Source organism: Huijunlia imazamoxiresistens (assembly GCF_037132455.1).
GTDB lineage: Bacteria > Bacteroidota > Bacteroidia > Chitinophagales > Chitinophagaceae > Flavisolibacter > Flavisolibacter imazamoxiresistens.
In genome coordinates, this window is the sequence record NZ_JBBBEI010000002.1 from 173,960 (window position 1) to 190,707 (window position 16,748).

Here is a 16,748-nt window from a genome sequence, read left to right on the forward strand (position 1 = left end):
AAGAGCCGCTCCAAATACGGTACGAAGAAAGAAAAGCCGGGTGCTAAAGGCGCTCCCGCTAAAGGTAAAAAATAAGATAAGGTCTCGCCCCCGGGTATAATATTCCTTTATACACAGGGCCGGCCACTTAATAAGTAAACAAAAATAAGCGCCGCAAGAGAAGGTTTTGCAGGAAGGCCCCGGTGGTTCCCTGCCGGTCCATTCCGTTAAGATCTTTTCCGCTGCGGATATAAATTCAGTGATACAATGAGGAAATCACAAGCAAAAAAACTCCCGCTGGCTCCAGACCCTCGTTTTAACGATAAGCTGGTGACCCGTTTTGTGAACAATATCATGTGGCAGGGTAAGAAAAGCATTGCCTATGATATTTTCTACAACGCTCTGGAAAGAGTAGCGAAGACAACCGGCGAAGACGGTTATGAAATTTGGAAAAAAGCCCTGTCGAACGTAACGCCTGCCGTAGAAGTACGCAGCCGTCGTATCGGTGGCGCTACCTTCCAGATCCCTTCGGAAGTACGTCCCGACCGTAAAATCTCCCTGAGCATGAAGTGGCTGATCCGTTACAGCCGCGAGCGCAATGGTCGCAGCATGGCCGACAAGCTGGCCAACGAAATCGTTGCCGCCAGCAAAGGTGAAGGTGCCGCTTTCAAAAAGAAAGAAGATACCCACCGTATGGCCGAGGCCAACAAGGCGTTTGCTCACTTTAAGGTGTAACTTTTTGTTGACAATTCAGTATAAAGAAATCCCACTTACCGGTGGGATTTTTTTATGCCCGGGCGAACTAAAGCCTGTTCATAAAAAAAACCATCCTGCAGCACAGGATGGTTTTTTTATGGATACTGCGGGGGCAGTGGTCTTAATCGTTATCCTCGTCTTCGCCGGAAGCGGGGCCCGATGTGTCTTCACCTTTTTCGCTTTCGCCGGCAGCGCCGGTTTCAGGGAAATGGTCGACAGGGGAGGGAGCGTTCTCCGGGGTTTCGTTCCCGGTAGTGCTGTCCGTTCCTTCCAGCAGGGGCGTCGATTCCAGGGCTGATTTCGTTTCTTCGGATTTGGCGCGGCCTCTTTTGGAAGCGGATTTCACCTTCCCGGGAGCAGCGGCGGCGCGGCCTTTGATGCCGGCGCTCTTAGCGGCCGATTTTACCGGGGCGGCGCTCTTCACGCCACCCTTGGCGGCGTTGCCGGCACGGCCCGGGGCGATGCCCTTGGTCGTGGTCTTGGTAGGGGCGGCGCTCTTAACGGCGGCGGCCTTAACGCCCTTGGTAGCGGACTTGGCGGCCTTGACGCCTTTTAAGGGGCTTTTGGCGGCCTTGGCAGCGCCTTTGATGCCTTTGGCGGCTTTAGGGGCGGCTCCTTTGATCGCGCCTTTGGAAGCGCCTTTCACCGCAGCTTTCACGGCACCCTTATGGGCACCTTTTACCGCACCTTTCACAGCGCTTTTAGCGGCACCTTTCACCGCACCTTTAACGGCACTCTTGGCGGCACCCTTGACGGCGCCTTTATTGGCTCCTTTTACAGCCCCTTTCACGGCACTTTTGGCGGCGCCTTTCACGGCTTTTTTCGGAGCGGCCTTGGCGGCGCCCCTGGCAGGAGCGGCGGCACCGCGGCCGGTGCTTTTAGCGGTACCGATGCCTTTGGCTCCGCCGCGGGCTGCGGTCTTGGTAACGCCTCCACGGCCTCCGGCGCTTTTGGTGGCGGCTTTAGCGGCCACGGCCTTGCCTTTGGCGGCTTTACCAGCACTTTTGATGGCTCCTTTGGCGGCTCCCTTGATGGCGCCTTTCACGGCTCCTTTGGAAGCGCCTTTCGGGGCTGCGGCCTTCGCGCCTTTGGCGGCTTTCACGCCGGTTGCACGGCCGGCGCTTTTCGCAGCGGCCTTGGGGGCGCTTTTAGCGGCTTTTGCAGCTCCTTTTACAGCTCCTTTCGCCGCCTTGGTGCCGGCAGCACCTTTGGGGGCAGCTTTTTTGACGGCAGCCTTTTTAACTGATTTTGCCATTTTAATGGGTTTTTTGTGAATTAATGGGTTTTGAAGTAAGGGTTACTTTTGTGTATGAAAATTACAACGTTAACACCATTTACAAAAACTATGCGAACACAGTTATACACATTGTCAATAAAAATTAGTATGAAATAGCCCAAAACCCCCATGGCATTTAACAAACAAACAATAAATGCCGAAAAAAAATGCTTTCTATTTCCTTACCTTTGCGAACTCGTTTTCGTGAATTGGAATGCGGTTGAGCAACCGGGGAATAGAAAGGTGAGGAAAACCCTTCCGGATCACGGCAAAAAAAACAAACTATATCAATTCAATCATCATGGCAGACTTGAGATTTCAACGCAACTTTGGTATCGCCGCCCACATCGATGCCGGCAAAACCACCACTACCGAGCGTATTTTGCGCTACACGGGTATGATCCACAAAATAGGTGAAGTACACGAAGGTGCTGCCACCACAGACTGGATGGAGCAGGAAAAAGAAAGAGGTATCACCATTACTTCTGCCGCCGTAAGCTGCCAGTGGAACTTTCCTACCGTAAAAGGAACGGCTGATGCCAATACCAAAAAATATTATTTCAACATCATTGATACTCCGGGCCACGTGGACTTTACCGTAGAGGTGGAGCGTTCCATGCGCGTACTGGACGGTCTGATCGCCCTGTTCTCTGCCGTTGATGGCGTGGAACCCCAATCCGAAACCGTTTGGCGCCAGGCCAACCGCTACCGCGTTCCCCGTATCGGTTTCGTCAACAAAATGGACCGCCAGGGTGCCGACTTCCTGATGGTGGTCAACCAGGTGCGCGACATGCTGGGTGCCAAAGCCGTTCCCCTGCAGCTGCCCATCGGTGCTGAAGACGATTTCAAAGGCGTGGTGGACCTGATCACCATGAAAGGGATTGTATGGCACATGGAAACCGAAGGCATGACCTTCGACAACATCCCCGTGCCCGAGGATATGAAAGAAGACGTGGAATACTGGAGAGCCCAGCTGATCGAAGCCGTTGCCGAATACGACGACAAGCTGCTGGAGAAATTCTTCGACGATCCGTCCTCTATCTCTGAAGCCGAAGTACACGAAGCCATCCGTAAAGCCACCATCGACCTGAGCATTGTGCCGATGATGTGCGGTTCCTCCTTCAAAAACAAAGGCGTGCAGACTGCCCTGGATGCCGTTTGCCGTTACCTGCCTTCTCCCGTGGACATCGACGCCATCGTAGGTACCGATCCCAACACCGGCGAAGAACTGGTGCGCAAGCCCGATGCAAAAGAACCCTTCGCGGCCCTGGCCTTCAAGATCATGACCGATCCTTTCGTAGGTCGTCTGGCCTTCTTCCGGGCTTATTCCGGTCACCTGGATGCCGGTTCCTACGTGCTGAACGTACGCAGCGGCAAGAAAGAGCGGATCTCCCGGATCATGAAAATGTTCGCCAACAAGCAAAACCCCATCGACTTCATCGAAGCCGGTGATATCGGTGCCGCCGTTGGTTTCAAGGAAATCAAAACCGGTGATACCCTTTGCGACGAAAACCACCCCATCGTTCTGGAAAACATGTTCATTCCCGAGCCGGTGATCTCCGTAGCCGTTGAGCCCAAGACGCAGGCCGACGTGGATAAAATGGGTATGGCCATCGCCAAGCTGGTAGAAGAAGATCCCACGCTGCGTGTACGCACCGACGAAGAGACCGGCCAAACCATCCTGAGCGGTATGGGTGAGCTGCACCTCGAGATCATCATCGACCGGATGCGCCGCGAATTCAAAGTAGAAGTAAACCAGGGCGCTCCCCAGGTAGCTTATAAAGAAGCCTTCCAGAACACTGTAGAACACCGCGAAGTGCTGAAGAAGCAGTCGGGTGGTCGCGGTAAGTTCGCCGACATCATCTTCGAACTGGGTCCCATCGACGCCGAGTTCAAAGAGAAGAACCCGGATGAGAACTACCAGTTCGTGAACGACATCTTCGGTGGTTCTATCCCCCGCGAATTCGTTCCGGCTATCCAGAAAGGTTTCCAATCGGCCATGACCACAGGTGTGCTGGCTTCTTACCCCGTAGACAACCTGAAGATCCGCGTATACGACGGTAGCTTCCACGCGGTTGACTCCGACTCCATGTCCTTCGAGCTTTGCGCCAAGCAAGGTTTCCGGGAGGCCGCCCGCAAAGCCAAGCCGGTGCTGCTGGAGCCCATCATGAAGGTAGAAGTAATCACCCCCGACCAATACATGGGTGATGTAACCGGTGACCTGAACCGTCGTCGTGGTATGATGGAAGGTATGGACACCCGTGCCGGCGCCCAGGTGATCAAAGCCAAGGTTCCGCTGAGCGAAATGTTCGGTTATGTAACCCAGCTGCGCTCGCTGTCTTCCGGCCGTGCCTCCTCTACCATGGAGTTCTCGCACTACGCCCCCGCTCCGAACAACATCGCTGAAGAAGTGATCGCCAAGAGCAAGGGGAAAGTAAGCGCTTCCTAAGGCAACTTTTTCCAATAGATCAAAAGCCCTCCCGCTTCAGCGGGAGGGCTTTTTCGTGCAGCACCTCCCGGAAATTATCCATAAAGCACCGTCCTTCCGTTAGCGTGGCACCAAACTTGCTAACTCAGCAGTAAAATTTAACTGATCTATGACCACCAGACGTTTCAGCGCAGTTTTTATGACTGTTTTGGCTTTGTTCCTGTTTGCCTGTTCGAAAAAGGATGCTTCCAGCACCGGCACCGAGAAACCCCGCCTGCAGGTATACCTGACAGACGATCCGGGCGATTACGAAGGCGTTTATATCGACGTGCAGGACATCCGCATCAACTATACCACCGATTCCACCAACGGCTGGCAAAGCCTGCCGGGGGTGAAAAAGACCACCTACAACCTGCTGACCCTTACCAATGACAAGGATACGCTGCTGGCGGATGCCGAACTGAACACCGGCAGGGTAGAGCAGATCCGCCTGATTCTGGGCACCGAGAACTATGTAAAGGTGAACGGCCAGATGATCAAGATGGAAACCCCCAGCGCCCAGCAATCCGGCCTTAAGCTGAACATCCACCAGGAAATCAAGGAAGGCATTCTTTATAAAGTGCTGCTGGACTTCGACGTGGCCAAATCGGTAAAAGAAACCGGCAATAAGAAGTATATGCTGAAGCCGACCATCCGCACCGTCCTGGAAGCCATCGGTGGCAGCGTAAAAGGCTATGTAAAGCCTGCTACCTTCCCCACCGCCGTCCTGGTGATCAAGGGATCGGATACCGTTGCCAGCACCTATACGAACAATGGTGGCTATACGCTGAAAGGCCTCGGAGCAGGTACCTACGACTTCCACTTCCTGCCCACAGACACCGCTTATAAGAAGGCTGTGAAAAATAGCGTAGGCATCCAGGTGAATACCATCACCACCGTGGATACCGTGACGTTAGTAAAATAGGCATTAGCAATTCCTCATAATTTCAGGCCGTTCCGTTCCCGGAACGGCTTTTTCTTTATTAGGCCTCTTCAGAGGTAACAACAGTGACAGGCTGGGTAGTTTTCAGGGGATCGTTAAAGACGAACCAGGCGCCCCAGACACAGCTGAGCAGGTTGCACAGGAAAAACAGCAGGCTAATGGTAACGCCCAGCTCGGGGGCCAGGTGGAAATATTTAGCGCCTTCGGCAAATACCAGCTCGCGGGTACCCAGGCCGCCGCCCATGGATACAGGGAACACGGCCACTACCGAGGCCAGCAGGAAAATAAACAGCCATTGCGGCTGCAGGGGCAGGCCCAGGCTGGCCAGGATCAGGTACACACAGCCCACCTGGATGCCCTGTACCACAAGGCCCCAGAACAGGGTGGGGAAGAAGCCCGGCAGAAAGTCTTTGAAGAAAAAGCGGATGCCCCCGTAAAAGGCGCCCACGGCCAGCAGGGAGCCGGCAATCAGAAAGGTATCGACAAGCGCATTATCGAGCACGATGACGCCATAAATCGCCAGAATGGCGCCGAGGCCCAGCAGGCCGCTGAAGCGGTCGAGTAATACGGCCGAAGAGGTCTTTTTCAGGGGCGCCTGCCGCTTCCGGTTCAGCAGGATCACCTTGTAGGCGTCGCCGCCGATCGAACCGGGCAGGAAGAGGTTGTAAAACATCCCCAGCCAGTAGAGCTTGAGGTTTTCCCATTCGGGCAGCCGGAGGTTGATGTTGCGCAGGTAGATATTGAGGCGGAAGGAAGAAACGACCTTGGAAAGGGTGTACAACAGCACGGCGCCGGCCAGCAGCCACCAGTTGGCCTTCAGCAGGGCGTGGAAGGTATGCTGGAAGTCGATCTTGGTGGACATGTACCAAAAGCAGAGGAGGGTGACGGCGATCTTCAGAAACAGCGTCAGGGCTTTCCTGACGGGGGAGGGGGGCGTATCGGGAATGGCGGACATGGCAGGAAGAAGCGGGGCTAAAACCCCCAAGGTAAGGCAGCGGACCCCAAGGAAGCGGCCTTTAAAATAGTTTTAACACCTTCTTAAAGATTCTGATGAAAAAAGACCCCGAAAACTTTGCAGAATCGTGATCATCCCCATACCTTTGCACTCCCATTCGAAAAAGTGGATTAGCTCTTATGTCACAGAGAATCAGAATAAAATTGCAGTCTTACGACCACAACCTGGTGGATAAATCGGCCGAGAAAATTGTAAAGACTGTACGCAGCACAGGTGCAGTTGTAACAGGTCCTATTCCTCTGCCCACGCGTAAAAAGATCTTTACCGTATTGCGTTCACCGCACGTTAACAAGAAAAGCCGTGAACAATTTCAGTTGGCAACGCACAAGCGTTTGCTGGACATTTACACCTCTTCTTCCAGAACTGTAGATGCGCTGTCGAAGCTGGATCTGCCCTCTGGCGTGGAAGTGGAAATCAAAGCCTGATGATTCCCTGCCACGATCGTGGAAGTGAATGAAGGTTTTTTCAATTTTTCGTCATCTCTCAATTGCCCGGTACGTTGCCGGGTCAAGAAAAGAGCTCTGAGTTTTAAAAATCCTCAGCCAATTTAAAAGCTGGGGTTACATATAAACAAGCCCTTCGAGGTTTGTTTGTCGCCGGTACTTCCCCAGTCTCGTCCAGCCGCAAGGGCCGGACGGGGCGCCTCGGGAAAAGGTCGGCGATGAACCAGGATTGAAGTCCCGCCCCTGTGCGGGAATGTCTTGTACAACCTTGCGGGGAAAAACCGTAAGAAAATGAAAGGAATCATTGGTAAAAAAATCGGGATGACCAGCATCTTCGATGCGGGCGGAAAGCAAGTTGCCTGCACCATTATCGAAGCTGGTCCCTGTGTTGTAACACAGGTCAAAACACAGGAGACAGATGGCTACACTGCCATCCAGGTAGCATTCGGCGACAAGAAAGAAAGCCGTACCACTCTCGCAGAGAAAAATCACTTCGCTAAGGCCAATACAGCCGCCAAAAAATTCGTCAAAGAATTCAGAAATTATTCCGAGGAGAAAGCCCTTGGTGACACTATTTCCGTAGACATTTTCGCTGAAGGCGAGAAAGTGGAAGTAGTAGGCACCTCTAAAGGAAAAGGCTTCCAGGGTGTTGTGAAACGCCATGGCTTTTCCGGTGTAGGCGAAGCTTCTCACGGTCAGCACGACCGTCAAAGGGCCCCCGGTTCCGTGGGCGGTTCCTCTTACCCCAGCCGTGTATTCAAAGGAATGCGCATGGCCGGTCGTATGGGTACCGATCGCGTGAAGGTGAAGGGCCTTAAGGTCGTTAAGATCTTCCCTGAGAAAAACTACATTTTGGTAAGTGGTTCTGTTCCGGGCCACAATGGTTCAATCGTTTTAATCCAGAAGTAACATGCAAGTAGAAGTAGTAAACATACAAGGACAAAAAACAGGTAGAACTGTTGAGCTTCCTGAAGAAATCTTCGGCATTGAGCCGAACGACCACGCCATTTACCTGGCTGTTAAGCAATACTTGGCTGCCCAGCGTCAGGGAACGCACAAGGTGAAAACCCGTGCGGAAGTGAAAGGTGCCAGCCGCAAGCTGCACCGTCAAAAAGGTACCGGCGGCTCCCGTAAGGGCAACATCCGCAACCCCCTGTACAAAGGTGGTGGTACCATCTTCGGCCCCAAACCCCACACCTACCACATTAAACTGAACCGTAAGGTGAAGGACCTGGCGAAAATCTCCGCCCTGTCGTACAAGGCGAAAGAAAACGCCATCGTGATCGTGGAAGACATCACCCTGGACGCCCCCAAGACCAAGACCATCGTGGGTATCCTCAGCGCCGTAGACGTGGCCGCCAAGAAAACCCTCTTCATCACTCCCGAGCAAAATACCAACGTGTACCGCAGCATCCGCAACGTACCCAACGTACTGGGCGTGATCCTGAGCGATATCAATACCTACGACATCGTGAACAGCGAAGTGCTGGTGTTGACCGAAAGCGCCGCAAAGATTTTTGCAAGTGACGAGGCTGAAGTAGCCGCTTAATGATAACCTTTTAAAAGCTGATTCAGATGAAACTCTCTGAAGTATTGATAAAGCCCATTTTAACCGAGAAAGCCAACGCCCAGCAGGAAAAACTGCGCCGCTACGCTTTCAAGGTAGCCCGTACTGCCAACAAGCTGGAAATCAAAAAGGCTGTTGAAGCTTTCTACGGCGTGAACATCATCGACGTGAACACTTCGGTGATCCCCGGCAAAAACAAAACCCGCTACACCAAGAAAGGTTTTGTAAAAGGCCAGAAGGCTGCTTACAAAAAAGCCCTGGTAACGGTAGCCGAAGGCGAAACCATCGACCTGTACACCAACATTTAATCCTTGATTCCCCGGAAGTAAGGAAGCTTTTTAAAAATATGGTTGCAAGAACCGAAAAGTCTTGAAAATTATATGGCATTAAAGAAATACAAACCGATTACAGCCGGTACTCGTTGGAGAATCGGTAATGCATACGCAGAAGTTACCACCAATGTTCCCGAGAAGTCGTTGGTTGAATTCAACAAAGGAAGCGGTGGACGTAACTCGTCCGGTCGCCGTTCCATGCGTTACATCGGCGGCGGTAACAAGAACATGTACCGTATCATCGATTTCAAACGCGACAAGAAAGAGATCCCCGCTACTGTAGCGACCATTGAATACGATCCGAACCGTTCGGCGTTCATTGCCCTGCTGCACTATGTGGATGGCGAAAAGCGCTACATCATCGCCCCCCAGGGTCTGCAGGTGGGCGCCAAAATCATCAGCGGCGACGCGGTAGCTCCCGAACTGGGAAATGCCCTGCAGCTGAAGAACATGCCCCTGGGTACCGTGGTGCACAACATCGAAATGCAGCCGGGACAGGGTGGCAAGATCGCCCGCTCCGCCGGTGCTTCCGCCCAGCTTTCCAGCAAGGAAGAAAAATACGCCGTGCTGAAAATGCCGAGCGGCGAGCTGCGCAAAGTACTCATCAACTGCTACGCTACCGTGGGTGTGGCCTCCAACAGCGACCACAGCCTGGAATCGAAAGGTAAGGCCGGCCGCAACCGTTGGAAAGGCATCAAGCCCCGTAACCGTGGTGTCGCCATGAACCCTGTCGATCACCCGATGGGTGGTGGTGAAGGTAAGGCTTCCGGTGGTCAGCCTCGCAGCAGAACCGGTAAGTACTCCCGCGGTCTGAAGACCCGCACCAAGGGTAAAGGCAGCGACAAGCTGATTATCCAGCGCAAGAACGGAAAGAAACTGGCTAAATAAATTGATAAGAGATAAAGAGGGAAAAGAGGTAAAGAGCAGTTTACTCTTTTACTCTTTCTCCTCTTTTAGCTCTTAGAATCTTAATTGTAAATCGTAAATCGTAAATATCAATGGCTCGTTCGATTAAAAAAGGTCCTTATGTAGCAGCTCACCTGGAAGACAAAGTGGTTGCTATCAACGAGGGTAAAAACAAAAAAGGTGTGATTAAAACATGGAGCCGCCGTTCAACCATTACACCTGACTTTGTAGGCCACACCTTCGCTGTGCACAACGGGAACAAGTTCATCCCCGTTTATGTGACAGAGTTCATGGTGGGTCATAAATTAGGTGAATTTGCACCTACCCGCAACTTCAAAGGACATTCAAGCAAAAAAGGTTAAGAGTGTTGATGGCAAAAGGTTGAGCGTTTATCGCTAAATAAACCGAAAGCCAAAAGCCAAAAACAAGAAACATAATACAATGGAAGCAGTAGCTAAACTGAATAATTATCCTACATCACCACGCAAGATGCGCTTACTGGCCGATTTGATCCGTGGTATGCAAGTAGAAAAGGCACTGGCTGTTCTGGAGCACAACCCCAAGCACCCTGCCGTGCCGATGCGTAAACTGGTGCTGAGCGCCATCAGCAACTGGAAACAGAAGAACGAAGGCGGCGACGAAGGCCAGCTGTTTGTTAAGACCGTGTTCGTAGACGGCGCCAAAACCCTGAAACGTATGCGCCCCGCCCCCCAGGGCCGTGGTTACCGTGTACGCAAAAGAAGCAATCACGTAACCGTAATTGTGGACGCAAAACCTTAATAAAAAACTTATAAAGTATAACCAATAAACATGGGTCAGAAAGCAAATCCTATTGGTAACAGGTTAGGGATCATCAGGGGATGGGAATCGAACTGGTATGGCAGCAAAAAAGATTTTGCTCCCAAACTGATCGAGGACAACAAAATCCGCACATACCTGAATGCCCGGATCAACAAAGGTGGTATTTCAAAGATCGTTATTGAAAGAACCCTGGGTAAATTAATCATCACCATACATACTTCCAAGCCTGGTATCATCATCGGTAAAGGCGGTAACGAAGTAGACCGTATCAAGGAAGAGCTGAAGAAGCTTACCGGCAAGGACGATGTGCAGATCAACATCCTGGAGATCCGCCGCCCCGAACTGGATGCCAACATCGTAGGCGACACCATCGCCCGCCAGATTGAAAACCGCATCAACTACAAGCGCGCCATTAAAATGGCCATCGCCTCCGCACTGCGTATGGGCGCCGAAGGGATCAAGATCAAGGTGAGCGGCCGTCTGGGCGGCGCCGAGATCGCCCGTACCGAAGAAATCAAGCAAGGCCGTACGCCCCTGCATACCTTCCGTATGGACATCGACTACGCCAACGTATTCGCCCTGACCGTTTACGGTAAGATCGGTATCAAAGTATGGATCTGTAAAGGTGAAGTACTGGCCAAGCGCGACCTGAACCCCAACCTGATCGGTGATGCCAAGGGCGGCGTAAGCGACCGTCGCGGCGACCGCAGAGAAGGTGGTGGCGACAGAAGAGACCGCCGGGAAGGTGGCCGTGATTTCGGCCGTGGCCGTGGCGGCAGAGGTCAGCACCAATAATCGAAAACAGCAATCATTCAACCATCCTGGCCGGCATGGAAGGGAAACCGGAAATGACCCGCCAAAAACAATAAACTTATCATGTTACAGCCGAAAAGAACAAAGCACAGAAAGGTGCAGAAGGGTCGCATGAAAGGCGACGCTAAAAGAGGAACCACCATTTCCTTCGGTTCCTATGCTCTGAAAGCTTTGGATAGCCATTGGATCACCGACCGTCAGATCGAAGCCGCCCGTCAGGCCCTTACCCGCCACATGAAACGGGAAGGTAACGTTTGGATCCGCATTTTCCCCGATAAGCCCATCACCAACAAGCCTGCAGAGGTACGTATGGGTAAGGGTAAAGGTAACCTGGAGTACTGGGCTGCCGTGGTGCAACCCGGCCGCATCATTTTTGAAATTGACGGCGTTACGGAAGAAGTGGCCAAAGGCGCTTTGGAACTGGCCGCAGGAAAATTACCTATCAACTGCAAATTCGTTAAGCGTCGCGACCTGATCACCGCTTAATGAGGCCTGCTGGCCGATTTTAACCCCTCGGCCGGCAAAAGGTATTGTAATTTCCCATTGTCGAATCGTCAAATTAAATAAAATGTCCAAGTCAGTAGATTTCAAAAAAAGCATCCAGGCTTTGAGCGCGGAAGACCTTACCGCCCGCATCAGCGAAGACGAACTGCGTCTGAAGAAGCTGGAATTCGCCCACGCCCTGACCCCGCTGGAAAACCCGATGAGCATTCGTAACCTCCGCCGGGAACTGGCACGTCTGAAAACCGAATTAAAGAAAAAGCAGTTAAGCGCTTAATTCGCCTTGAGCTACGGGCCCTGCCGGGGCCTCTTATAAAAATTGTTAGAAATGCTATCGGCTTAAAGCACGCAGCTCGAAGCTCATAGCCCCAAAGCTTAAAATAATGGCTGAAGTAACTAGAAACTTAAGAAAAACAAGAATTGGTGTGGTAACCAGCAACAAGATGACCAAAACCATCACCGTTGCTGTGGAACGTAAGGTGAAGCACCCCATCTACGGAAAATTCGTAAAGAAAACCACCAAGTTCCATGCGCACGACGAGAAAGACGAGTGCAGCATCGGCGACGTTGTCCGCATCATGGAAACCCGCCCTTTGAGCAAAACCAAACGGTGGCGCTTAGTAGAGGTGATCGAAAAAGTTAAATAAGTAAACATATTTCTGATTTGGGATTTGGGATTTGGAATTTGAATGCCCCTTTAAGGATCATTTCCATCTTCAAATTTCAAATGTCAACTGTCAAATTTCAAACTGAAACAAGATGATCCAGCAAGAATCCCGTTTGAATGTAGCGGATAACAGCGGTGCCAAAGAAGTGCTTTGTATCCGTGTACTGGGTAATAGCGGACAGCGTTACGCAGGTGTAGGCGACAAAATCGTCGTATCCGTAAAAGATGCTATTCCCGCCGGCGGTATCAAAAAAGGTACTGTGGCCAAAGCGGTAATCGTACGTACAACCCACAAGCTCCGTCGTAAAGATGGCTCTTACATCCGCTTCGATGACAATGCCGTAGTAATTCTGAATGCGGCCGACGAACCCCGCGGTACCCGTATCTTCGGACCCGTTGCCCGGGAACTTCGCGATAAAGGCTACATGAAGATCATTTCTCTGGCCCCCGAAGTTTTATAAGTCGTCCAAAGCGATTAATCTAATTCGATAACAAAAACAAAACAGTCCGCGTAGCGGATATGGTTATGAAAACAAGATTCAAACCAAAATACAATATCAGGAAAGGCGACACGGTGGTTGTTATCGCCGGCGATGACAAAGACGCAAAGAAGCCCCGCCTGGTAAAAGAAGTATTGGTGGAAAAAGGCAAAGTGGTGGTTGAAGGTGTCAACATCATCACCAAGCACACCAAACCTTCCGCCACCAACACCAAGGGCGGCATCGTGAAAAAAGAAGCCCCCATCCACATCAGCAACATCATGCTGTGGGACGGCACACAAGCCACCAAGGTGAAAAAACAAAAGCAGGAAGGCAAAACCATTCGTATATCTAAAAAATCCGGGGAGGCAATCAAGTAATGGCAAACGCAACATATACTCCGAGGCTGAAAGGCAAATACCAGCAGGATGTGATCCCCGCTCTGATGAAGCGGTTCCAGTACAAATCCATCATGCAGGTTCCCAAACTGGAAAAGATCTCCATCAACCGTGGCGTGAACGGCGCGGTAACCGACAAGAAGCTGGTGGACATCGCCCTGGAAGAGCTGACCATCATCAGCGGCCAGAAAGCGGTGGCAACGATGTCTAAAAAAGACATCTCCAACTTCAAGCTCCGTAAAAACATGCCCATCGGCGCCCGTGTCACCCTGCGTGGCGAAAAGATGTATGAATTCCTGGACCGTCTGATCGCCGTGGCCCTGCCCCGCGTTCGTGACTTCAAAGGCATCAACGAAAAGTCTTTCGACGGCCGTGGCAACTACACCATGGGTGTTACCGAGCAGATCATCTTCCCGGAGATCGACATCGACAAGGTGAACAAGATCACCGGTCTGGACATCTCCTTCGTAACTTCCGCCGGTACCGACGAAGAAGCCTACGAACTGCTGAAAGAACTGGGTATGCCCTTTAAAAACGTTAAAAAGTAACCACCGTTTAAGCGGTGTCTTCGAAAGAAGGCCTTCTTAAATATAAATTCTAGCAACTACTATGGCTAAAGAATCAGTAAAAGCCCGCCAGCGTAAAAGAGAGAAACTGGTTGCCCAATTCGCCGAGAAAAGAGAAGCCCTGAAGGCTGCCGGTGACTGGAAAGCCCTGGACGAACTGCCCCGCAACGCTTCTCCCGTACGTCTGAAGAACCGTTGCCAGCTCTCCGGCCGTCCCCGCGGTTATGTGCGCTACTTCGGTATCTCCCGTGTAGCCCTGCGCGACATGGCCCTGAACGGCAAGATCCCCGGCGTGAAAAAAGCAAGCTGGTAAGCAACGTTTATCGAATAAAACGGTAAACACCCAACAACAAACACAACTACTCAAACATTTAAACTTTTCCAATTATCCCGCCCAGGCGGGACGTAGGAGGGCCAAAAATATGGTAACAGATCCCATTGCAGATTTTTTGACGCGTATCCGTAATGCTCAGATGGCAGGTCACCGCATCGTGGAGATCCCTGCATCGAACCTGAAAAAACGCATGACCGAGATTTTATACAACCAGGGCTATATCCTGAAGTATAAATTTGAAGAGGACAGCAAACAAGGTCTCATCAAGATCGCATTGAAATACGATGCAGCAACAAAACAACCTGCAATCCAATCCCTGGAAAGAGTTAGCCGTCCGGGCCTGCGTCAGTACGCAAAGCCGGATGAGTTCCGCCGTGTGAAAAACGGTCTGGGCATCGCTATCATTTCCACTTCCAAAGGTGTTTTAACCGATAAAGAAGCGAAGGCACAAAATGTAGGTGGCGAAGTTCTTTGCTACATCTACTAATAAATTATTGCAGAAAAACGAATCCGTTGCCGATACATTAAGCCAGCACCTATCCTGGCTGACCGGTCGGCAACATCTCCAAAAAACGAATAAATAAATTACTATGTCTCGTATAGGTAAAGCCCCGATTGCTGTTCCCGCCGGTGTCACCGTAACTGTAGGCAACGACAATGTTATTACCGTTAAAGGACCCAAAGGCGAACTGAAACAGCCGATCGACCGCGATATCAACGTGGAAGTAAAAGACGGCCAGATCCTCTTTACCCGTCCTACCGACCAGATCCGTCACCGTGCCCTGCACGGCCTGTCCCGCGCCCTGGTAGCCAACCTGGTGAAAGGCGTAACCGAAGGCTATGTACGCAAGCTCGAGCTGATCGGTGTAGGTTTCAAGGCCGCCAACCAGGGCAACGTCCTGGACCTGGCCCTGGGTTACTCGCACAACATCATCTTCGAAGTTCCCAAAGAACTGACTGTGGCTACCGCCCAGGAAAAAGGTAAGAACCCCGAAATCACGCTGGAAGGCATCGACCGCCAGCTGATCGGCCAGGTGGCTGCCAAGATCCGCGGCCTGCGGAAGCCCGAGCCCTACAAAGGCAAAGGTGTTCGCTACAAAGGCGAAGTGGTGCGCAAGAAAGCTGGTAAAGCTGCTGGTAAGTAATTTCAAAAGATTAGTCAAAAGGAGCGGAGCACTCTGGTTCCTTTTGACTAATTCCGCTTTAAGCAAAATAGGTTTCTATTCTAATTCGATCCCTGGCAGTATCAGGGATCATAAACACTCCGCCCTCCGGGCGAACTAGGAGTTAACAATGAGAACAAACGCAAAAACTTTAAGAAGGCAGAAAATACGGTATACCATCCGTAAGAAAGTGGCAGGTACTGCTCAGAAGCCCCGTTTATCGGTATTCCGCAGCAACACCGACATCTACGCTCAATTGATCGATGACGAAAACGGTGTGACCCTGGCAGCCGCTTCCTCCCGCGAAAAGGACATCCAAGCTCAGACCGGCACCAAAACCGAAAAGAGCAAGCTGGTAGGACAAGCCATCGCCCGCAAGGCTACCGAGCTGGGTCTGGCCACTGTAGTTTTCGACCGTGGTGGTAACCTGTATCATGGCCGCGTTAAGGCTGTTGCCGAAGGCGCAAGAGAAGGCGGACTGAAGTTCTAAGTCCCTTTTCACCTATTCATATTCGTAAATCGTATTTCGCAAATAATTTATGGCAAAAGCTAATTTAAATAGAGTAAAAGCAGGCGACCTTGAGTTAAAAGAAAAGGTTGTTGCTATTAACCGCGTAGTTAAAACCACCAAAGGTGGCCGTACGTTCTCTTTCTCTGCCCTGGTGGTAGTAGGAAACGAAAATGGCGTAGTAGGTCATGGTCTGGGCAAAGCCAAAGAAGTTCAGGAAGCCATCACCAAAGGTATCGAAGATGCCAAGAAGAACCTGATCAAGGTTCCCATCATGCACGGTACCATTCCCCACGACCAGCTGGCCAAAGAAGGCGCTGCGATCGTGCTGATCAAGCCCGCCGCCCACGGTACCGGTGTAATCGCCGGAGGTTCCATGCGTGCGGTGCTGGAAAGCGCCGGTGTTACCGACGTACTGGCCAAATCGCTGGGTTCCGCCAATCCCCACAACGTGGTGAAAGCTACCTTCAAAGCCTTGGCTTTGCTGCGTGAGCCGGTAAGCGTTGCCCGCACCAGAAGGATCGGTCTGAAAAAGGTATTTAACGGATAAGACAGGCATTGGTCAAGGACCAGTGACTTTCACAAACTTCTTATAGCATGAAAAAGATCAAAATCACTTTAGTTAAAAGCCCGATCGACCGTCCGGAACGCCAGAAGCTGACCGTGAAGGCCCTGGGTTTGAACAAGCTGAACTCTTCCAAGGAAGTGGAAGCCACTCCCCAGGTTCTGGGTATGGTGCGTGCCGTGGGGCACCTGCTTTCCGTTGAGGAAGTTGCCTAAGTAACAGGAAAATGTAAAATTTAAAATGAATGATGTAAATCCTTACATCCTTTC

At 51.5% G+C, this 16,748-nt stretch carries 25 protein-coding genes; 23 read left to right on the top strand and 2 right to left on the bottom strand.

Annotated elements, in window-relative coordinates; genetic code table 11:
- Positions 1-246: 246 nt before the first annotated feature.
- The gene (rpsG, locus tag V9K67_RS02555; RefSeq protein ID WP_336719847.1) at positions 247-714 is read left to right on the top strand and encodes a 30S ribosomal protein S7; all 468 of its coding nucleotides are present in this window, start codon (positions 247-249) and stop codon (positions 712-714) included.
- Between the two features lie 142 nt (positions 715-856).
- Here rpsG and V9K67_RS02560 read toward each other — a convergent pair whose 3' ends face one another.
- Positions 857-1,990, bottom strand: a complete 1,134-nt coding sequence (locus V9K67_RS02560) for a hypothetical protein (protein WP_336719848.1) — start codon at positions 1,988-1,990, stop codon at positions 857-859.
- 322 nt (positions 1,991-2,312) lie between these two features.
- Here V9K67_RS02560 and fusA point away from each other — a divergent pair, with 322 nt between their 5' ends.
- Both fusA and V9K67_RS02570 read left to right on the top strand, forming a co-directional pair.
- Complete coding sequence (gene fusA / locus V9K67_RS02565) at positions 2,313-4,460, top strand: elongation factor G (RefSeq protein ID WP_336719849.1); 2,148 nt, start codon at positions 2,313-2,315, stop codon at positions 4,458-4,460.
- Positions 4,461-4,608: 148 nt separating this feature from the next.
- Positions 4,609-5,403: a DUF4382 domain-containing protein gene (locus V9K67_RS02570; RefSeq protein WP_336719850.1), complete on the top strand. Its 795-nt coding sequence runs from the start codon at positions 4,609-4,611 to the stop codon at positions 5,401-5,403.
- A gap of 58 nt (positions 5,404-5,461) precedes the next feature.
- Here V9K67_RS02570 and V9K67_RS02575 read toward each other — a convergent pair whose 3' ends face one another.
- On the bottom strand, positions 5,462-6,376 hold the full coding sequence (locus V9K67_RS02575; RefSeq protein ID WP_336719851.1) for a lysylphosphatidylglycerol synthase transmembrane domain-containing protein: 915 nt from the start codon (positions 6,374-6,376) through the stop codon (positions 5,462-5,464).
- Positions 6,377-6,555: 179 nt separating this feature from the next.
- On the opposite strand from V9K67_RS02575, the gene rpsJ reads away from it, so the two are divergent.
- The 20 genes from rpsJ (at position 6,556) to rpmD (ending at position 16,694) form a co-directional block, all read left to right on the top strand.
- Positions 6,556-6,861, top strand: coding sequence for a 30S ribosomal protein S10 (rpsJ, locus tag V9K67_RS02580; protein WP_028787065.1), 306 nt, complete (start codon positions 6,556-6,558; stop codon positions 6,859-6,861).
- Between the two features lie 309 nt (positions 6,862-7,170).
- On the top strand, positions 7,171-7,788 hold the full coding sequence (gene rplC, locus V9K67_RS02585) for a 50S ribosomal protein L3 (RefSeq protein ID WP_336719860.1): 618 nt from the start codon (positions 7,171-7,173) through the stop codon (positions 7,786-7,788).
- 1 nt (position 7,789) lies between these two features.
- Positions 7,790-8,428 carry a 50S ribosomal protein L4 gene (gene rplD / locus V9K67_RS02590; protein WP_336719861.1) on the top strand — a complete coding sequence of 213 codons (639 nt, stop codon included), beginning with the start codon at positions 7,790-7,792 and terminating at the stop codon, positions 8,426-8,428.
- A 26-nt stretch (positions 8,429-8,454) separates the two neighbouring features.
- Positions 8,455-8,754, top strand: coding sequence for a 50S ribosomal protein L23 (gene rplW / locus V9K67_RS02595; RefSeq protein ID WP_336719863.1), 300 nt, complete (start codon positions 8,455-8,457; stop codon positions 8,752-8,754).
- A 72-nt stretch (positions 8,755-8,826) separates the two neighbouring features.
- A complete protein-coding gene (gene rplB / locus V9K67_RS02600; RefSeq protein WP_336719865.1) occupies positions 8,827-9,666 on the top strand; it encodes a 50S ribosomal protein L2 in 840 nt (279 codons plus the stop codon).
- Between the two features lie 110 nt (positions 9,667-9,776).
- Positions 9,777-10,046, top strand: coding sequence for a 30S ribosomal protein S19 (gene rpsS / locus V9K67_RS02605; protein ID WP_336719867.1), 270 nt, complete (start codon positions 9,777-9,779; stop codon positions 10,044-10,046).
- Positions 10,047-10,125: 79 nt separating this feature from the next.
- Entirely contained in the window at positions 10,126-10,464 is a 339-nt protein-coding gene (rplV, locus tag V9K67_RS02610) for a 50S ribosomal protein L22 (protein WP_336719869.1), read from the top strand.
- A 30-nt stretch (positions 10,465-10,494) separates the two neighbouring features.
- Complete coding sequence (gene rpsC / locus V9K67_RS02615; protein ID WP_336719871.1) at positions 10,495-11,280, top strand: 30S ribosomal protein S3; 786 nt, start codon at positions 10,495-10,497, stop codon at positions 11,278-11,280.
- An 81-nt stretch (positions 11,281-11,361) separates the two neighbouring features.
- Positions 11,362-11,784, top strand: coding sequence for a 50S ribosomal protein L16 (gene rplP / locus V9K67_RS02620; protein ID WP_336719873.1), 423 nt, complete (start codon positions 11,362-11,364; stop codon positions 11,782-11,784).
- A gap of 82 nt (positions 11,785-11,866) precedes the next feature.
- Positions 11,867-12,076: a 50S ribosomal protein L29 gene (gene rpmC, locus V9K67_RS02625; protein WP_336719874.1), complete on the top strand. Its 210-nt coding sequence runs from the start codon at positions 11,867-11,869 to the stop codon at positions 12,074-12,076.
- A gap of 106 nt (positions 12,077-12,182) precedes the next feature.
- Positions 12,183-12,446: a 30S ribosomal protein S17 gene (gene rpsQ / locus V9K67_RS02630; protein WP_336719875.1), complete on the top strand. Its 264-nt coding sequence runs from the start codon at positions 12,183-12,185 to the stop codon at positions 12,444-12,446.
- A 112-nt stretch (positions 12,447-12,558) separates the two neighbouring features.
- On the top strand, positions 12,559-12,927 hold the full coding sequence (gene rplN, locus V9K67_RS02635) for a 50S ribosomal protein L14 (protein ID WP_336719876.1): 369 nt from the start codon (positions 12,559-12,561) through the stop codon (positions 12,925-12,927).
- Between the two features lie 65 nt (positions 12,928-12,992).
- Complete coding sequence (rplX, locus tag V9K67_RS02640) at positions 12,993-13,325, top strand: 50S ribosomal protein L24 (RefSeq protein ID WP_336719877.1); 333 nt, start codon at positions 12,993-12,995, stop codon at positions 13,323-13,325.
- Positions 13,325-13,891: a 50S ribosomal protein L5 gene (gene rplE / locus V9K67_RS02645; protein WP_336719878.1), complete on the top strand. Its 567-nt coding sequence runs from the start codon at positions 13,325-13,327 to the stop codon at positions 13,889-13,891. The genes rplX and rplE overlap by 1 nt, the downstream gene beginning before the upstream one ends.
- A gap of 61 nt (positions 13,892-13,952) precedes the next feature.
- Positions 13,953-14,222 (top strand): 30S ribosomal protein S14, encoded by a 270-nt coding sequence (rpsN, locus tag V9K67_RS02650; RefSeq protein ID WP_336719879.1) that lies wholly within the window; start codon positions 13,953-13,955, stop codon positions 14,220-14,222.
- Between the two features lie 109 nt (positions 14,223-14,331).
- A complete protein-coding gene (rpsH, locus tag V9K67_RS02655) occupies positions 14,332-14,730 on the top strand; it encodes a 30S ribosomal protein S8 (RefSeq protein WP_336719881.1) in 399 nt (132 codons plus the stop codon).
- A 103-nt stretch (positions 14,731-14,833) separates the two neighbouring features.
- Entirely contained in the window at positions 14,834-15,388 is a 555-nt protein-coding gene (gene rplF, locus V9K67_RS02660; RefSeq protein WP_336719883.1) for a 50S ribosomal protein L6, read from the top strand.
- Between the two features lie 148 nt (positions 15,389-15,536).
- Entirely contained in the window at positions 15,537-15,896 is a 360-nt protein-coding gene (gene rplR / locus V9K67_RS02665) for a 50S ribosomal protein L18 (protein ID WP_336719885.1), read from the top strand.
- A 49-nt stretch (positions 15,897-15,945) separates the two neighbouring features.
- A complete protein-coding gene (rpsE, locus tag V9K67_RS02670) occupies positions 15,946-16,464 on the top strand; it encodes a 30S ribosomal protein S5 (RefSeq protein WP_336719886.1) in 519 nt (172 codons plus the stop codon).
- 47 nt (positions 16,465-16,511) lie between these two features.
- Positions 16,512-16,694 (top strand): 50S ribosomal protein L30, encoded by a 183-nt coding sequence (rpmD, locus tag V9K67_RS02675; RefSeq protein ID WP_336719887.1) that lies wholly within the window; start codon positions 16,512-16,514, stop codon positions 16,692-16,694.
- Positions 16,695-16,748 lie beyond the last annotated feature (54 nt).

Excerpts from the sequence above, each read along its gene's own strand:
- rpsG (WP_336719847.1), top strand. The coding sequence starts at position 247 with ATGAGGAAATCACAAGCAAAAAAACTCCCGCTGGCTCCAGACCCTCGT.
- V9K67_RS02560 (WP_336719848.1), bottom strand. The coding sequence starts at position 1,990 with ATGGCAAAATCAGTTAAAAAGGCTGCCGTCAAAAAAGCTGCCCCCAAA.
- fusA (WP_336719849.1), top strand. The coding sequence starts at position 2,313 with ATGGCAGACTTGAGATTTCAACGCAACTTTGGTATCGCCGCCCACATC.
- V9K67_RS02570 (WP_336719850.1), top strand. The coding sequence starts at position 4,609 with ATGACCACCAGACGTTTCAGCGCAGTTTTTATGACTGTTTTGGCTTTG.
- V9K67_RS02575 (WP_336719851.1), bottom strand. The coding sequence starts at position 6,376 with ATGTCCGCCATTCCCGATACGCCCCCCTCCCCCGTCAGGAAAGCCCTG.
- rpsJ (WP_028787065.1), top strand. The coding sequence starts at position 6,556 with ATGTCACAGAGAATCAGAATAAAATTGCAGTCTTACGACCACAACCTG.
- rplC (WP_336719860.1), top strand. The coding sequence starts at position 7,171 with ATGAAAGGAATCATTGGTAAAAAAATCGGGATGACCAGCATCTTCGAT.
- rplD (WP_336719861.1), top strand. The coding sequence starts at position 7,790 with ATGCAAGTAGAAGTAGTAAACATACAAGGACAAAAAACAGGTAGAACT.
- rplW (WP_336719863.1), top strand. The coding sequence starts at position 8,455 with ATGAAACTCTCTGAAGTATTGATAAAGCCCATTTTAACCGAGAAAGCC.
- rplB (WP_336719865.1), top strand. The coding sequence starts at position 8,827 with ATGGCATTAAAGAAATACAAACCGATTACAGCCGGTACTCGTTGGAGA.
- rpsS (WP_336719867.1), top strand. The coding sequence starts at position 9,777 with ATGGCTCGTTCGATTAAAAAAGGTCCTTATGTAGCAGCTCACCTGGAA.
- rplV (WP_336719869.1), top strand. The coding sequence starts at position 10,126 with ATGGAAGCAGTAGCTAAACTGAATAATTATCCTACATCACCACGCAAG.
- rpsC (WP_336719871.1), top strand. The coding sequence starts at position 10,495 with ATGGGTCAGAAAGCAAATCCTATTGGTAACAGGTTAGGGATCATCAGG.
- rplP (WP_336719873.1), top strand. The coding sequence starts at position 11,362 with ATGTTACAGCCGAAAAGAACAAAGCACAGAAAGGTGCAGAAGGGTCGC.
- rpmC (WP_336719874.1), top strand. The coding sequence starts at position 11,867 with ATGTCCAAGTCAGTAGATTTCAAAAAAAGCATCCAGGCTTTGAGCGCG.
- rpsQ (WP_336719875.1), top strand. The coding sequence starts at position 12,183 with ATGGCTGAAGTAACTAGAAACTTAAGAAAAACAAGAATTGGTGTGGTA.
- rplN (WP_336719876.1), top strand. The coding sequence starts at position 12,559 with ATGATCCAGCAAGAATCCCGTTTGAATGTAGCGGATAACAGCGGTGCC.
- rplX (WP_336719877.1), top strand. The coding sequence starts at position 12,993 with ATGAAAACAAGATTCAAACCAAAATACAATATCAGGAAAGGCGACACG.
- rplE (WP_336719878.1), top strand. The coding sequence starts at position 13,325 with ATGGCAAACGCAACATATACTCCGAGGCTGAAAGGCAAATACCAGCAG.
- rpsN (WP_336719879.1), top strand. The coding sequence starts at position 13,953 with ATGGCTAAAGAATCAGTAAAAGCCCGCCAGCGTAAAAGAGAGAAACTG.
- rpsH (WP_336719881.1), top strand. The coding sequence starts at position 14,332 with ATGGTAACAGATCCCATTGCAGATTTTTTGACGCGTATCCGTAATGCT.
- rplF (WP_336719883.1), top strand. The coding sequence starts at position 14,834 with ATGTCTCGTATAGGTAAAGCCCCGATTGCTGTTCCCGCCGGTGTCACC.
- rplR (WP_336719885.1), top strand. The coding sequence starts at position 15,537 with ATGAGAACAAACGCAAAAACTTTAAGAAGGCAGAAAATACGGTATACC.
- rpsE (WP_336719886.1), top strand. The coding sequence starts at position 15,946 with ATGGCAAAAGCTAATTTAAATAGAGTAAAAGCAGGCGACCTTGAGTTA.
- rpmD (WP_336719887.1), top strand. The coding sequence starts at position 16,512 with ATGAAAAAGATCAAAATCACTTTAGTTAAAAGCCCGATCGACCGTCCG.